Genomic DNA, 15,546 nt, shown 5'->3' with positions numbered 1-15,546 from the left:
GGCCTTACCGACCGTTGCCCATCGCCCGGGCGATTTTCTTGTCAGTGTTGTACTGACTCAGCGCATACACCGACCAGATCGCGGCTGGGATCCAGCCAATCAGCGTGATCTGCAGGATCAGGCAAATGATCCCGGCAAAAGGCCGACCGATCGTGAAGAACTGAAACCACGGCAGAATGATGGCAAGCAGAAGACGCATTCAGATTTCCTGTTTGTATTGATCTGGCGGCACACGTTCTTAGAGTGCAATCGTGCTGACGATAACGATTACCTGAACGGGGCAGCCTAGTTGATCGGTGCGAAGCGCGGCACCTTGGTGCCGTCGACCTCGACCAGCTCGAAAAACACCGAAGCCGGACGGGTCCAGATCGTACCATTGCTGGCTTTGTAGACGATCATCGTGACAGTCGGATCCGACTCGAGCGTGGCCTCGCAGACCAGTTCGTAAATGCCGCCTTTGTAGTGTCGATAACGCACCATTCAACTACTCCTGTCCCAGTCAGCGGAATCTTTTATAAACGGGCCGACGTCCTCCGAAGCAGAGCACGTGGTTTTATTGCGGCTGTCATTGTAAACCTGTGCTGGACCGCGAAAGATCACTGATGCAGGCTTACGCTGTCGCCAACACTTGCAGAGAAACCTTCGCCCGGCGCATTTCGACGCGTGCCCAGGCCGTGGCATGTGCATGCGCTCAATCTTTTGACGTGACACCCAAGAGGACAATGATGACTCTCGCGATCGCAACCGCCACCTCGGACGCAGATTCACCCAACTATGTCGTCAAAATCGATGCGGGCACACATAGCCTGCTCGGCGATGAAGGGCCGCGCGAAGGGGGGCAGGATAGCGGCCCGGCTCCCTTCGAATTCGTCCTTTCGGGTCTCGCGGCCTGCACCGCGGCAACGCTTCGGATGTACATGCAGAAGAAAGCATGGCCGGGCGGCCGGATCAAGGTCGACACGCAATTGCACGTGGAGCGCGAAGGCGGTCAATACATTCGGCGCACCGTATCCGTCGACGGGCCTCTCGACGATAGCCAGCGCAAGCGCCTTGGCGAGATCTGCGAGAAGACGCCGGTCACCCTGTTCATCAAGCGGGGAACACGAATCGACACGACGATGCAGTGGTGAGGCGGCCCACGATCTTTCCATTATTTTTGAAAATGATTCAAAAGGCACCCCAATTATCAAAAAACGCTCCAGCTCGCACAATGCGTCACGTCCTCAGAACAGTCCGGCGATCAAAAGCATCGAGTATCGATGCTTTTGACGGGCAACCTTAGATGGCGCACGCAACGCTAATGCAGGCTCATCCCGTAGCAAGGAGCAGAACATGTTTGTCTATCGCGGCTCGACCGCCCTGATTACCGGAGCCTCAAAAGGGCTCGGCAAGGTCTTTGCGGAAACGCTGGCCGCGCGTGGCATGAACCTTGTATTGGTCGCCCGCTCGGGTGACACATTGCAGGTTCTGGCTGAGGGACTTTCCGCCAGACACGGCGTGCGAACCGTTGCGCTCAATATCGACTTGAGCCATCCCGACGCCGCCCTCCAGATCGGCGAGGAACTCGAGCGCCGCGACATTCAGGTCGATCTGCTCGTCAACAATGCGGGGCTAGGTCTGACCGGCAGTTTCCTCTCGCACGATCCGACGAAAGAGCAGTCGCAGATTCAGGTCAACGTCCAGGCGCTCGTCGCTCTCAGTCATCGGTTTGGCAGCGGTATGGCGAAGCGCGGCAGGGGCGGCATCATCAACCTCGCGTCCAACGCGAGCTTTCAGCCCCTCCCGCATATGGCCACTTACGCGGCGACCAAGGCCTTCGTCCTGTTCTTCAGCGAGGCGCTGCAATTCGAACTCGTCGGCACGGGCGTGCATGTGATGGCCGCCTGTCCGGGACCTACGGCAACGAGCTTCTTCGAAGGCGTGTCGACCAATGTGTCGCCGAAAGACATGGACAGCTCGGAGTCCGTCGTTCAGGAAACGCTCAAGGCCTTCGATAAACGAAAAGCGGTTGCGTATCCTGGACGGACCAGCGTACGCGCTGCGACCTTGCTGTCACGCTTGCTTCCCAGGGGGCTTGTGGTCCGCGTCGCCGCCATGGCGAGCGGCAAAATGGGGCTGCATAGCTAAACGCAGCGGTTCTTCACGCGGTGCGGGCGTCATCTCCTGGGCGCATCGCCCCACTGGCGGACCCGGCGCTGGGCAGCGCTAGCCCACTACGATTTGCGGACCGTCAGCCGCCCTCTTTCATCTGCTTCAGAATCTTATAGACGGTAGCGCGGCCCATCGTTAGCACAGCGGCCACGTAGTTGGCTGAACTACGGCCGCGAAACGCGCCCTGCGCATGCAGCGCCTCGACGATTTCCCGTTTGTGTTCGCGCGTGAGTGCATTGATGCCGATTTGCCGCTCGCGCAGCCAGGTGTGCAGGAACGTGTTGATGCGGTCCTGCCAGTCGTCGCGGAACAGTTCCTCCGCGGGCGCGTCCGTCAGATTGCCGCCTTTGATAAACAGATCGAGCGTGGAGCGCACATCTTCAAACACCGCGATGTTGAAGTTCACGCACAGCATGCCGGCCGGCTTGCCCTCGTCGTCGAACAGGATGTTGCTCACGCAGCGCATGCGGCGACCGTCCCAGTTGAGCTTCTCGTATGGCCCGATCGTCCGGCCGCGTGCCGCGTAGTGGACTTCGTCGAGCACCGAAGGGCCACCGACTTCGAGCTTCGACAGATTGTTCACGAGATACGCGATGGTCTGATCGCGCAGGTCGTGAATCACGACTTCGGCACACGGATAGAACAAGGCCGCGATGCCGTCTGCGATAGGTGCGTAGCGGTCCAGCAGCAGGTCTTTCACAGGAGAGACGGTTGAGTTGCGCATTGAGAAATCGCAGTGTTCCAGGGAGGCGCCGCCGCTTTAGCCTGATTGAGCTAAAAGGGACGCCGAGGTTATGGCCGGCAGGCGAGCCAGGCACAACAATGCCGGAAGCCGCGCGCCGCGACTCGCCATTGTAACGACCCCAATCGCCAGCGACGACCGCGGAGGCCCGGCGCCGGCGCAGCAGCTTTTTTATTGCGGGGCCGCATCACGCACCCGGCCTTGATGGGCGCTCGACGGCATACTGCCGCCCCCTTCCAGTTGTTGCATCCGCACCCGTGGATTTTTGTTCGCTTGGCATGCGATTTTTTTTCGTGCGATAAAAGAAGCAACTATTCCACGGAGCAACAGATGGCCACGCTCGAAGCGTTTCGCGCCGTGCTCGATGACGAAGGCACGCCTGAAATCATCCGCAATCACATCATCGATTCGCTGCAATACACGCTGCGCAATCACGGACAGATTTTTACCTCGAAGGAAGTCGAATGGCTCGCCGGCTGGGATGATGCGCGCATCCCGCTCGCGGCTTCACGCGAGCTGCAAAAGCGCGTCGCCGAAACCACCCGCTGAAACTCACCCGCCTTCACCCTCACGGCGCGACCTCACACCCGGCGTGCCGCTCATGCCCCGGCGCGCCGTTCGCGGCAACTCTTTTTCGCCCAAAGCCCAGCCGGCTGGGCGGTTTGCCCGCGCGCGGAACTTTTTGCTATCCAATTAGCCCCATTTAGTGCATCATATTGGAATAGCTGTATTCCGCATCCGCGCTATTGGGGATACAGCGCGGGAACACAAGCGGCAGTACCAAGCACAGTATCAATCGGCGTCTCCGCACCACCCCCGACTGTTCGACCGCTGCGTGTCAGCGATCCCGTCACTCCGGCAATGCGCCGCCTGCATTCGCCGTCGCGAGTTGTGCAGCTGAGTGGTTCAGCTTTTACGCGCCCGATGTCTGCGCGACATCAGCGTGTTTCTTCTCCATCGAATCCGCGATTTTGCGCGGCCGCGCTCATGCCCTTGCCATCGGGCCTGTGCCAACCTTTTTCCATGGCGGCGCGCCCCAAGGTGCTGCGCTGCCGGGTCTGTCGTGCCGCGCGTAACACGCGTGACACGGCGACCACGTAATACAGGACACGTGCTTCATGAATTCAGTTGTCAAGACGTACAAGGGTTATGAAATTCACCCGCTCGTCTATCCGCGCCGCCCGGCGGACGGTCAGACGGGCCGCAATCCGGACGCAGGTTACGACGCGTCGGTGCGCATCTGCCGCGTGGGCGCCAATCCGGCAGCCGACGGGCGTGTGTTCCGTCTGCAGTATCTGTTTCCGTTCGACGGCACGGGCAAGGCGCGCATTGCGTGCATGGCCCATGCCGAGCAATTGATTGACGGCCGTGTAGACGGCCAGTCCGTAGCCGATCTTTGAGCGGTACTATCAGCGAATCAGCTGGTGCCGCAGCAGCTGGCCTGAAAGCCGACTGCCAACCGTATCAGATGTTGCGCCATGCTTAACCGCGCGGCCAACACCCACTTATCCCATCGACCAGGAGTTATGCATGGCGAAAGAAGAACTGCTTGAACTTGACGGTATCGTCGACGAAGTACTTCCGGACAGTCGTTACCGCGTGACGCTCGACAACGGCGTCGTGGTTGGCGCTTACGCGTCCGGACGCATGCGCAAGAATCACATCCGTATTCTCGCGGGCGACCGCGTGACGCTGGAACTGTCGGTTTACGATCTGACCAAAGGCCGGATCAATTTCCGTCACAAAGACGAGCGCGCCACCGGTGGCGGCGGCGCACGCAATACGCAATTCCGTCGCCGTTAAGGCTGGCGGCACGCTGACCGTTTCCTGAGTTGTTTCATGGCCGGTCCGGGCGTGGTCAATTGTTGTTATCTGGTTGTTCGCGAAGCCTTTCGCGCGCCTTCTCCGGCTTGATTCGTTGACTCGAGCCTGAGCGGCGCGCCGCGGCGTCGCATGCGTTAACCCCTCCCTTCCTACACCCCGAACACCGCACCGAGATCTGCTCCTGCGGCGCTTTTGCGCACCTGTTCGACCACCCGCTCCTCCAGTTCCGACAGATGCTCGCGCATCGCCGCGAGAGCCGCGTGCAGATCTCCCGCGTCGAGCGCTTCGATAATCTGCATATGCTCGTCCGCGGAGCAGGCCGAACCCTTCGACGGGTCGAACAACGCCTTGTATAACTCGGTCTTTGCGACGAGCTGCCCAACCAGACCGAGCAATTCCGTCCCGCCCGCCAGTTCGGTCAACAACACATGAAACTGGCCCGCGAGCCGCACGGATTCCTCGATGGTGCCGGCGTGTGACGCCTTCTCTTCGCTGCGCACATGGGCGCGCAGGCGACGTTTGTGGGCCACGCTCAAACTCCCGCACAAAGCTGCAACGATGCCCGCCTCGACAATCTGCCGGGCGCGATACACCTGACGAATGTCTTCCTCCGACGGCGACGGCACGAACGCGCCGCGATTCGCCTCGAGCACCAGCTTGCCCTCGAAACCCAGCCGCGCGAGCACCTTGCGCAACGCGCCGCGCGTGCAGCCGAACGCCGCGGCGAGATCGCGCTCGACCAGTTGCGCGCCCGGCCGCAGACGGCCTTGCAGCAATGCCGCGGTGATCGACGCATAAATGCGCTCTTCGACGCTGATCGAGTCGTCTTCAGGCGCGCTGCGGATGGGTGTGCCGGTGTTGGCTGACGGCGTACGCGAGGAACGGGAGGCCATGAGTTCAGTATTGGAGAACGGAGCGATATCGCCCGGCATTGTAGCGACGAGGGGTAGCAGACGCCATCCGCGGGCGCTCGGACTTATACCGGGCATCAGGTAAATGGTTAACCATGCCATGATATTATGGTTAACCAAAATAGTCGCGCACGGTATTTTTCACCCTGTTCGCGCCTCGTCATCCGCCTTGCCGCCGCCGGTCGCGCAGCGCCCCGCAGCGTTCTCTTCCCGCTTGCAAGGTGTCGCCCACTCTCGCACTCAGGCCCCTTGTGAATTCGCACTCCAGCACCAGCCCGACCCCAGCCCATGCCAACGACGCCTCCCACGCGCTCACGTGGCGAGACGCGCTATGGCTGGGCGCGATTGTCGTGATCGGCATCAATCTGCGGCCCCTGCTGACGTCGATCAGCCCGCTGATGACGACGATCCGCGATGCAACCGGGTTGAGCTTTTACGGCGCGTCGTTGTTGACCAGCCTGCCGGTCGTCGCGATGGGCATCGGCGCATTCGGCGCGGGCGCGCTAACCCGGTCGATCGGCGAAACGCGCGGCGTTGCGCTCGGTTTGCTGGCGATCGCGCTTGCTTGCGGCGCCCGCTGGTCGACCGCCGGCGGCGCTACGCTCCTTGCGACGGCAGCGCTCGCGGGCGTCGGTGTCGCGGCGATTCAGGCGCTGCTGCCCGCCGTCCTGAAGCAGCGTTTCCCTGCGCGCGTGCCGCTGGCGATGGGGGTTTTCTCCGCATCGATCATGGGCGGCGGCGGCCTCGGGGCACGCTTGAGTCCTTGGGTGAGCGCAGCGACGGGGTCGTGGCATGCGGGGCTCGCGGTATGGGCGATTCCCGCTCTCGTGGCGTTGCTGTGCTGGTTGGCTTTGAACCGCGGACCTTCGCACGGCCCGGCGGCACAGCGCGCTCCGGCAGACGCGATCGCTTTTTCGCTTTGGCGCAAGCGGCGCGCGTGGACGCTTGGTTTGTACTTCGGGATCGTCAACGGCGGTTATACGACGCTCGTCGCGTGGTTGCCCGCGTTCTATCAACAGCATGGCGCGAGTGTCGCGGAGAGCGGTTCGCTCCTTGCCGGCATGACGGTGTTTCAGGCCGCTGCGGCCTTACTGCTGCCTCTTGCTGCCGCACCATCCCGGGATCGGCGCCCCTGGTTGGTCCTCGGATTGTCGGCGCAACTGGTCGGCCTGCTTGGCTTGATCTTCTGGCCCGATGCCGCGCCGCTGGTGTGGGTCGCCATTGCCGGTGCCGGGCTGGGTGGCACGTTCTCGCTGACGCTCGTTACCGCTATGGATCATTCGGCACATCACAGTGTGGCCGGAAAGCTTGTCGCGTTTACGCAAGGTGTCGGCTTTGTCGTAGCGGCCATTACGCCCATTTTCGCTGGCATGGTCCGGGGCTGGACTGGCGGGTTCGGCGCCGCCTGGGTCATGCTGGCCGTTAGCGTTGCCGCCATGATCGTCGTGAGCGTCTTCTTTTCGCCCCGCAGTTACGTGAAGTGGCACTGATGCATTGGCTTGCTGAGTGCGTGTGCATCAACGGTCTTACACGGCCGGTAAATTATCTGACCGAAAAATAGAAAGGCCTGATTGTTTATATCAATTAGGCTATTTATTATCCTCACCAAGCTATTTATAGCGTCCAAACATAAGAACCTGACCGGCTGACAAACAGCCGCAGAAGGTCACGTACCACGCAGCCGTCTCCAACGGTCATTAGTTAGGAATCTTAACTCGACGACCCGAAAAATTGCCTGTGCCGGCTGGCCAAAGGACGGCCTATGGCTTTGGCACCGCTGATGACCGCCGTACGACTGCTTCATAAAAACAGGGGCAATCATTTCTGTATGTCGTACCGGGAATAAAACCGTGAAACAAAAGAAAGATGAGAGCGTGCGGAACGACTCTCGTAGAACAACGGCTCACGTTAGCGCGCTGTGGTCCAAAGGAGGTGCGCGCTACGCATTGAAAAACGCTGCCTGTATTTCGCTTTCGCTGGCACTTGCGGCATGTGGCGGAAACGTCGGCGACGATATGACGTCCGAACCAGCACCGCCCCTGGAAAAGACAGCGGCATTAGCGGCGGCATCAAACACTGTTCCTCTGCAATTGTCCTTAAAGATGAACACGAGCGGCCTGGCTTCCGACGCGTCCAACGACCGCTTCATTGTCAAATACAAAACCGGCACCGTTGAACGCGGTTCAGCCACCGCGGTCCAGTCAAGACTCGACAGGCTGACGAATGCCTTCCCTTCGAAAGCGCGCCATGTGCGCCGCATGGGCATCGGAGCCGATGTGGTCACAACGGAACGCAAGCTGAACGTCAAGGATGCCAAAGCATTCATGCGGGCCATTGCGTCGGACCCTGACGTCGAATACGTAGAGCCCGACACGCCGATGTCCGTGACAATGGCGCCAAACGATCCGGAATACAGCAGACAGTGGGGCTTAAGCTCGAACCAGAAACCTGGCGTCACCACTGCGGGCATACGGGCGGAGCCCGCCTGGGACATGGCTAACGGTTCCGGAACCGTGATCGCGATGGTCGACAACGGCGTGACCAGTCATAGCGATCTGAATGCCAATATCCTGCCTGGGTACGATTTCACCACGAACAATCGCGGCGGCGACGGCACGAATCCGGGTATCACGACAGAGACATGCGAAGTCGTGTGGCACGGCACTCACGTCGCGGGGATCATGGCCGCGCAGACCAACAACGGCATCGGTATAGCCGGCGTCGCGCCGGCGGCAAAGGTCGTCCCGGTCCGGGTCATGAATGCATGCGGAAGAGGCTTTACGTCAGATGTCGCCGACGGCGTGACGTGGGCCGCCGGTGGCAGCGTGTCGGGCGTCCCCAACAACGTCTACCCGGCGAAAGTCATTAACGTGAGCCTCGGTGGTGCGGGCTCCTGCGGGATGACGTTTCAGAACGCAATTGACTACGCGGCCAGTCGCGGCGCCGTTGTCGTTGCAGCGGCTGGCAACAATGGCAACAGCGCAACGAATTTCACGCCCGCGAACTGCCGGAACGTTATCAGCGTCGGTGGAAGCAATCGTCCCGGCTTGAAGTGGGTTCTTTCGAACTACGGGCAGACCGTTGATATCGCCGCGCCCGGCGACTCGATCTGGTCCACCTACAACAACGGAACCGCCGCGCCGGGCAGTGAAGGCTATACGTATCTTGACGGCACGTCGATGGCCGCGCCGATGGTGAGCGGCGTTATCGCACTTGCTCAGTCAGTCGCGCCCACACCCCTGACCTCCGCTGAAATGAGAGCGTTGCTGACACAGAATGTGCAAGCGTTTCCCAATGGCAAACCGGATCAACCGATCGGCTCAGGGATTCTTGATGCGAACGCGACTGTCGCTGCCGCCCGGTCTGGAAGGGTTCCAGCGGCAGCGGATTTCACGTGCAGCGAAGCTACGACAATCATGCAGGTGACATGCAAGGACCTGTCCACCGCCAGGGGCGCACCGATCAAGTCATGGGCCTGGAACTTCGGCACGGGCGCTGCTGATCTGGTGCGCACGCAATCTGTCACGCCCTATATGAACTTCGACTATCCGGGCACATATGAAATCACATTCACGGTGACGGATAGCACTGGCGCCATTAGCAAGCTGACGCGCCCGTTTCAGGTTATTCCGCCAACCCTTACGGACCTGAGTGCCGGTAGTCCGTTGACGATCTCAGCGAAAAACGGCGAGATGCAAAACTACGCTCTGGTTGTTCCCGCGGGCGTCAAGAGCCTGACGTTCACCCTGTCGCCAGAAACAGCCAGCCAGATCGCAACACTGTATGTCAGAGCCGGTACGCCGTCCTCGCTTCGTCCCGACTGTGAGTCCGTCATGGTGAGAGGTGGCGCAGCCACCTGCACGATCACCAACCCGGTGGCCGGAACTTACTACGGCATATTGAGTGCCAGCACAAAACTGAGCGGCGTTTCTCTTCTGGCCACCTACACGCAATAAATCGGCTAAGCCAGCGTTGCCCCCTGTGTCGCGGCTGCGAATCGCAGGGGCATACTTCCGACAATCCACAGGCAAGCAATGAATCACGATGACGCAGACGTGAACGCTTTCGTCGCGCGCGCAGATGCCCATTTTTCCGCGCGACGTATGACCAAGGCGATGATCGGTTACCGCAAGGTGCTCGCCGTGCGCCCGCACGACGCGCACGCGCTGCACCGTATGGGACTCGCCTGTGTCCATACGGATGAAATGGATCAGGCGCGCGCATACCTGGAACAGGCGTTGGAAGCAGCTCCTGAGCGGGCTGAATTGTGGGAACACGCAGGTCTGCTTGCCGCGTTGAAGGGTGACCATGCAGCGGCTGAAGTGTCCTATCGCCGCGCGATCAGCCTGACTGGTGGTACCGCGAGTCTTCATCGGAACCTTGCCGACTGCCTGCGAGTGTCCGGCCGTCTTAACGAGGCAATGGTCCACTACGATAAGTCCGTTCAGATTGATTCGCGAGGACACCACGCCGTTCGCGCGCTGGCCCGAATTTGCACGGAGCTCGGGAAGGTCCAGGAAGCTGCTGACTACTGGCAACGAGCGTGGATGCTCGACCCGGCAAACCTGCAAGACGGACTCGACCTGATCGCGGCATTAGCTAAAGCCGGCCATAGTCGCCCGCTCAATGAAATGATCGAGCAGGTCAAAACCCGTATTGCCGACAATGCCGATTCGCTTAATTCATTAGCCTACGTGTTGAACACTAACGACCGCTTCAGCGAAGCGCTCAGCGTGGCCAGGCAGGGACTCGCCATCAATCCGCAACACCCGCTTCTGCATCACAACGCAGCAAGAGCACTCAGTATCACCGGCAACGTCGCCGAAAGCCGACCGCATAGTATCGAAGCAGCACGGCTTCTGCCGGATAACCCATACCTGCAGTTTCATCTCGCTGGCGTGCACCTCGCCCTTGGTGAGTTCGAAGAAGGCTGGAAGAAGTACAGATGGTTTTACGAACTCCCCGGCACGGAACACGAGCGGATTCGCCCAGATTTCCCCGAATGGCATGGCGAACCCGTCGAAGGGTGCCGGTTCCTGCTCGTCGGCGAACAGGGGCGCGGTGATGAAATCCAGTTCCTCAGATTCGCCGACTGGCTGAGTCGTCAGGGTGCAATGGTGGATGTGCTGGTCAGCCAGCCGATCGCGGGGCTGGCTGTGAGCATGGCAGCTGTGCGGACCGTGTTCACCACCCTGCCTCCCGGTCCATACGACTACTGGTGTCATATGCTAAGGATGCCGGAGCATATGAGCCTCGATTTACCCATGCTTCCGATTGCCATGCCCTACCTCGCGGCGACACCGGAAAAACTAAGTCATTGGCAGATTCAGATAGCAGCAGTTCCACAAGACACGACGCGCGCAAAAAACAAACGTGTCGGCATCGTTTGGGCCGGCAACCCGAACCACGTTCACGACCGTTACCGGTCGATTCGGCTCGATACGCTAAAGCCCCTACTTGGGCTTGCCGGGGTAACCTGGTATTCAGTGCAAAAAGGCGCCCGCGAGCGCGAAAGCGAGGGCCTGACGCATGAATACGACTTGCACACGCTCGGCCCTGCAATCCACGATTTCACGGACACCTTGGCGATATTGCAGACGCTCGATCTTCTGATTACCGTCGACACTTCCGTCGCGCATCTTGCCGGCGCGGCCGGGCTCCCCGTTTGGTTGCTCGCGCCGGCCTACCCGGAGTGGCGATGGCTGACCAACAGAACCGATAGCCCGTGGTATCCGTCAATGCGTCTATTCCGGCAGCAGAAACTGGGCGAGTGGGATCCCGTTGTCAAAGAAGTGCGAGCGGCGCTGCAACTGTGGCGTGACGCCCCGGCAGCCCACCTTTGCGCTCATTAAAACAATGTTCATACCTCGTGCGCCGCTTCGGTGCATGCCTTGCGCATGCCCCGTACGGGTGCAGGGCCTGCTGTCTAAACTATTTATAAGCCCATGATCGCGTTGCCTTCAGCGTAATCGTCCCGCACTGGCATACACGTTGCTTTATCGGTAGTCAGCCGTCGATAAACCACACCCCATGCTGCGTGTTCTCCTCGTAACCGATACCGACAAGCCGATAGGCGATCTGCGCGATGCCCTCGCACGACTCGGCTACGAGATGCTGGCCGGTACGGCGACGCCGCAGGCGCTGCATCGCGTGGTTCAGAGCGAGCGGCCCGACGTCATCATCATCGATACGGAATCGCCGTCGCGCGACACGCTTGAACAACTCGCGGTGATGAACGCCACCGCGCCACGTCCGGTGCTGATGTTCAGTCACGATGCGAATCAGCAATTGATCCGCGACGCGGTCGGCGCCGGAGTCACGGCCTATCTCGTCGAAGGGCTCGCCACGGAACGACTGGCGCCGATCCTCGAAGTCGCCCTCGCACGATTCGCACAGGAATCGGAGCTGCGCGAACGCCTCGCGCAAGTCGAAAACGAACTCGCCGAGCGCAAGCTGATCGATCGCGCCAAACGCCTGCTGATGGATCAACTGAAGATCACGGAACACGCCGCCTATGCCAACCTGCGCAAGCGCGCAATGAACCAGGGCGTCAAACTCGCCGAAGTCGCGCGCGCCGTCGTCGCGGCGGCCGACTCGCTCAAATGAAGCGCCGCACATGAACTCTCCCACCTCCCTCGCCCCATCGTCCGCGCCTGCGTCGCTCGAGAAAACCCATCTGCGGCTCGGTTTCGTTGCACTTGCCGATGTCGCACCGCTCGTCGCCGCGAAGCTGCTCGAATTCGGTCACGCTCATGGCTTGACACTGGAACTGTGCCGACAGCCGTCATGGGCCGCCGTGCGCGACAAACTGCTGTCGGGCGATCTCGATGCGGCGCATGCACTCTACGGTCTCGTCTACGGTGTGCAACTCGGCCTCGGTGGTCCGCAAACGGACATGGCCGTGCTGATGGTGCTCAATCGCAACGGCCAGGCAATCACGCTTTCGAACCGTCTCACCGACGCATTAGCCGAACACGGCACCCTGCCTAAGGCTTTGGCGACGCTCGAGCGCAAGCCGGTGTTCGCACAGACCTTCCCCACCGGCACGCACGCCATGTGGCTGTACTACTGGCTCGCATCGCACGGCGTGCATCCGTTGCACGATATCGAGAGCGTGGCGATTCCGCCGCCGCAAATGGTCGCCGCGCTCGCGGAAGAAAGGCTCGATGGCTTCTGTGTCGGCGAGCCGTGGAATGCGATGGCTGAAGCGGAAGGCGTCGGCAGAACGGTCGCTTACACGAGCGAAGTGTGGCCCGATCATCCAGAGAAGGTGCTGGCGTGCCGGCGAGATTTTGTCAGCGCGAATCCGAATACGGCGCGAGCGCTGGTGCAGACCATGCTCGAAGCGTGCCGCTGGCTCGACGGTGCGGGGCATCGCGAGGAGATTGCGCGCTGGCTCGCGCGGCCCGAATTTATCGGTATCGATGAAGCGTTGATTGCAGCGCGGCTCGGCAGCGAGATTGCGGCCTCAGCGCCACGGGGTTTGCCCATGCGGTTCTTTGATAACGGCGCAGTGAACTATCCGCGAACAACCGACGGTGCCTGGTTCCTCACCCAGTTCGAACGTTGGGGCATGATCGACCTACGCGCGGATTACGCGGAAATCGCGGCGCACATCAATCAGACGGAGTTATATCGTGAGGCGGCAGCACGCGTCGGCATCGTGGTGCCGGGCGACGAGCGCTCTCAAGTGCTGATCGACGGTAAGGTGTGGGGTAGCGAAACGGAATCCAAGGCTTACGCGCAGAGCTTCACGATCCGCGCGTAGCGATGCGGTTGCAACATGCTCGTCACGCGGACTTTAACGCCGGAAACAGCACGCTAACCACCAACCCACCACCGGACGCATCGCTCAACGCAATCACCGCGCCATGCACGCGCGTGATTTCCCGCACGATCGATAAACCCAGCCCGCTGCCCTCGACCGCTTGCGTCGCTTCGCTGCGATAGAAGCGCTCGAACACCGCATCGCGTTCACCGATGGAAATCCCCGGCCCGTTATCGATCACCTGCAGCAACGGTTGCTCAGCTTCGCATGCAACGCGTACGGTAATCACCGCCCCATCGCCCGAATAACGAATCGCGTTGTCGATCAGATTGCCGACCAGTTCCGCGAGCAGATCGGTCTGACCCATCACGTCGATCCGCACGTCCTGTTCAAAACCGAGATCGATACCACGGGAGCGCGCCACCGGCGACCAGTCGAGCGTGACGCTGCGCGCCACTTTATGCAGCGGCACAGCGGCATGCTTGACCGTATAACCGCTGTCCGCATCGAGCCGCGAGAGCGACAGCAATTGCTGCACGATACGCACCGCCTGCTGCACCGCGCGATTCAGCCGTCGCAAATGCACACCTTGCCGAGCATTGCCGTTCGAGGGCTCATCGCCACCGTCGATATCGCGCAACGCCAGCTCCGACTCCGCCTGAATGATCGCAAGCGGCGTCTTTAACTGATGCGCCGCGTCGTTAAAGAATCGCCGGCGCGATAACTGCATCAACTGCGTGCGGCCGATGTACTGATTGATCGAATCGACCAGCGGCGCGACTTCACTCGGCAGGTCCACCGTATCGAGCGGCGTAGGATCGTCCTCGGCACGCGCGGCGACTTTCGCCGACAGGCGGTTCAGCGGCCGCAAGCCGCGCGCCACCCCCAGCCACACGATGCCCAGCGCGAGCACCACCAGCAGGAATTCCTGTTGCAGCGAGCCGATCAGAATCTCGCGCGCCAATGCCTGGCGCTGCTCGATCGTTTCGCCGACCCGCACCAGCACCACACGCGTCTGCGCCGACGGCACATCATGGACTGGCAATCTCAGCATCGCGACGCGTAACGGCCGTCCGCGAAACACGTCGTCGTAAAACTGCACACTGTAGGGCTCGGCAAGCGCCTTCGTACCCGACGGCAGATCCGGATAGCCGGTCACCACCCGGCCGCCCTCCTCGCGGATCTGATAGTAGATGTTGCCGCCGCCGTTGGATTCGAACATCTCCAGCGCGAGATACGGCAAGTCGACTTCGATCTGGCCGTCGCGCAAACGGATACCGTCGCGTATCGAACGCAGCGAAAACTCCAACGTTCGATCGAAGGCCGCGTGCGCCGCGTTCATTGCACGTTGATACGTGAGCCATGCATCGAAGGCGAGCAGCAGAAGCAGCGGCAGCAACAACCAGAGCGCGACGCGAACGCGCAGATTCGGCCGCGTCATGCGTCTTTCGCTTCCAGCAGATAGCCAAGCCCGCGCAGCGTCACGATGCCGACCGAACTGCGTTCGAGTTTCTTGCGCAGACGATGCACGTAGATTTCGATGGCATCGGCATTCACCGATTCATCGAGCCCAAAGATTTTCTCCGAGAGCGTGTCCTTGTTGATCGCGCGGCCGTTGCGCAGGATCAGCACCTCGAGCACCGAACGTTCGCGCGGGGTCAAGGCGAGCGGCTCGCCATTGAGGGTGAAGCCCCGGTCGACGCTGTCGTAAAGCAGCGTACCGCATTGCGCATGCAGCGGTTCCTGGCCGTGGCTCCGGCGCAGCAGCGCCCTTGCACGCGCCTCGAGTTCGGTAAGCGCAAAGGGCTTGGCGAGGTAATCGTCGGCGCCGAGATCGAGTCCGCGCACGCGCTCTTCCACCGAACCATGCGCAGTCAGCATCAATACCGGCACCGCGTTGCGCCGCGCGCGCAGACGGCGCAGCACTTCGAGGCCGTCGAGCTTCGGCAAACCGATATCGAGAATCACCAGCGCGTAGTCCTGTGTGCGCAAAACATGGTCGGCGGATTCGCCGTCGTGCATGCAGTCAACCGTGAGTTTCGCGCTGGTCAACGCATCGGTTAGCGAGCGGGAAAGGATCGGATTGTCTTCGACGAGCAGCACACGCATAAACAGAATCCCAGGGAAATCCATGAGGCGAATTCGACCAT

General features: G+C 60.9%; 16 protein-coding genes. 10 read left to right on the top strand and 6 right to left on the bottom strand.

The window, feature by feature from the left end:
• Positions 1–4 precede the first annotated feature (4 nt).
• Together KHO30_RS09945 and KHO30_RS09940 are read right to left on the bottom strand one after the other, a co-directional pair.
• Positions 5–199 carry a YqaE/Pmp3 family membrane protein gene (locus tag KHO30_RS09945; protein WP_028194701.1) on the bottom strand — a complete coding sequence of 65 codons (195 nt, stop codon included), beginning with the start codon at positions 197–199 and terminating at the stop codon, positions 5–7.
• A gap of 86 nt (positions 200–285) precedes the next feature.
• Complete coding sequence (locus KHO30_RS09940; RefSeq protein WP_054036020.1) at positions 286–480, bottom strand: DUF1653 domain-containing protein; 195 nt, start codon at positions 478–480, stop codon at positions 286–288.
• 245 nt (positions 481–725) lie between these two features.
• On the opposite strand from KHO30_RS09940, the gene KHO30_RS09935 reads away from it, so the two are divergent.
• Together KHO30_RS09935 and KHO30_RS09930 are read left to right on the top strand one after the other, a co-directional pair.
• Positions 726–1,130 (top strand): OsmC family protein, encoded by a 405-nt coding sequence (locus KHO30_RS09935; protein ID WP_093636165.1) that lies wholly within the window; start codon positions 726–728, stop codon positions 1,128–1,130.
• A 202-nt stretch (positions 1,131–1,332) separates the two neighbouring features.
• Positions 1,333–2,127 (top strand): SDR family NAD(P)-dependent oxidoreductase, encoded by a 795-nt coding sequence (locus KHO30_RS09930; protein WP_093635981.1) that lies wholly within the window; start codon positions 1,333–1,335, stop codon positions 2,125–2,127.
• A gap of 103 nt (positions 2,128–2,230) precedes the next feature.
• Here the strand turns inward: KHO30_RS09930 and KHO30_RS09925 are convergent, their stop codons facing one another.
• Positions 2,231–2,875 (bottom strand): helix-turn-helix transcriptional regulator, encoded by a 645-nt coding sequence (locus KHO30_RS09925; protein ID WP_093635983.1) that lies wholly within the window; start codon positions 2,873–2,875, stop codon positions 2,231–2,233.
• Positions 2,876–3,223: 348 nt separating this feature from the next.
• On the opposite strand from KHO30_RS09925, the gene KHO30_RS09920 reads away from it, so the two are divergent.
• The 3 genes from KHO30_RS09920 to infA all read left to right on the top strand — a co-directional run bounded on the left by KHO30_RS09920 (position 3,224) and on the right by infA (position 4,696).
• On the top strand, positions 3,224–3,442 hold the full coding sequence (locus tag KHO30_RS09920; RefSeq protein ID WP_028194708.1) for a hypothetical protein: 219 nt from the start codon (positions 3,224–3,226) through the stop codon (positions 3,440–3,442).
• 569 nt (positions 3,443–4,011) lie between these two features.
• Positions 4,012–4,293: a hypothetical protein gene (locus KHO30_RS09915; protein ID WP_093635985.1), complete on the top strand. Its 282-nt coding sequence runs from the start codon at positions 4,012–4,014 to the stop codon at positions 4,291–4,293.
• A 130-nt stretch (positions 4,294–4,423) separates the two neighbouring features.
• Positions 4,424–4,696: a translation initiation factor IF-1 gene (gene infA, locus KHO30_RS09910; protein WP_012427521.1), complete on the top strand. Its 273-nt coding sequence runs from the start codon at positions 4,424–4,426 to the stop codon at positions 4,694–4,696.
• 170 nt (positions 4,697–4,866) lie between these two features.
• Here infA and KHO30_RS09905 read toward each other — a convergent pair whose 3' ends face one another.
• Complete coding sequence (locus KHO30_RS09905) at positions 4,867–5,610, bottom strand: GntR family transcriptional regulator (RefSeq protein ID WP_200653680.1); 744 nt, start codon at positions 5,608–5,610, stop codon at positions 4,867–4,869.
• Positions 5,611–5,879: 269 nt separating this feature from the next.
• Between KHO30_RS09905 and KHO30_RS09900 the strand changes: the two genes are divergently transcribed.
• The 5 genes from KHO30_RS09900 to KHO30_RS09880 all read left to right on the top strand — a co-directional run bounded on the left by KHO30_RS09900 (position 5,880) and on the right by KHO30_RS09880 (position 13,396).
• Complete coding sequence (locus KHO30_RS09900; RefSeq protein WP_211700731.1) at positions 5,880–7,118, top strand: cyanate transporter; 1,239 nt, start codon at positions 5,880–5,882, stop codon at positions 7,116–7,118.
• 360 nt (positions 7,119–7,478) lie between these two features.
• On the top strand, positions 7,479–9,584 hold the full coding sequence (locus KHO30_RS09895) for a S8 family serine peptidase (RefSeq protein ID WP_211700730.1): 2,106 nt from the start codon (positions 7,479–7,481) through the stop codon (positions 9,582–9,584).
• Between the two features lie 78 nt (positions 9,585–9,662).
• Positions 9,663–11,480 carry a tetratricopeptide repeat protein gene (locus KHO30_RS09890; RefSeq protein WP_211700729.1) on the top strand — a complete coding sequence of 606 codons (1,818 nt, stop codon included), beginning with the start codon at positions 9,663–9,665 and terminating at the stop codon, positions 11,478–11,480.
• A 178-nt stretch (positions 11,481–11,658) separates the two neighbouring features.
• Positions 11,659–12,234 carry an ANTAR domain-containing response regulator gene (locus KHO30_RS09885; RefSeq protein WP_054036012.1) on the top strand — a complete coding sequence of 192 codons (576 nt, stop codon included), beginning with the start codon at positions 11,659–11,661 and terminating at the stop codon, positions 12,232–12,234.
• Positions 12,235–12,244: 10 nt separating this feature from the next.
• Entirely contained in the window at positions 12,245–13,396 is a 1,152-nt protein-coding gene (locus tag KHO30_RS09880; protein ID WP_211700728.1) for a CmpA/NrtA family ABC transporter substrate-binding protein, read from the top strand.
• 22 nt (positions 13,397–13,418) lie between these two features.
• Here the strand turns inward: KHO30_RS09880 and KHO30_RS09875 are convergent, their stop codons facing one another.
• A complete protein-coding gene (locus KHO30_RS09875; protein WP_093635995.1) occupies positions 13,419–14,837 on the bottom strand; it encodes a sensor histidine kinase in 1,419 nt (472 codons plus the stop codon).
• Entirely contained in the window at positions 14,834–15,505 is a 672-nt protein-coding gene (locus KHO30_RS09870; protein WP_093635997.1) for a response regulator, read from the bottom strand. The genes KHO30_RS09875 and KHO30_RS09870 overlap by 4 nt, the downstream gene beginning before the upstream one ends.
• Positions 15,506–15,546 lie beyond the last annotated feature (41 nt).

It is taken from the genome of Paraburkholderia aspalathi (genome assembly GCF_905220735.1).
GTDB lineage: Bacteria > Pseudomonadota > Gammaproteobacteria > Burkholderiales > Burkholderiaceae > Paraburkholderia > Paraburkholderia aspalathi.
Note: the sequence above shows the minus strand (reverse complement) of the source record. Positions and strands in the feature narration are given on the sequence as shown.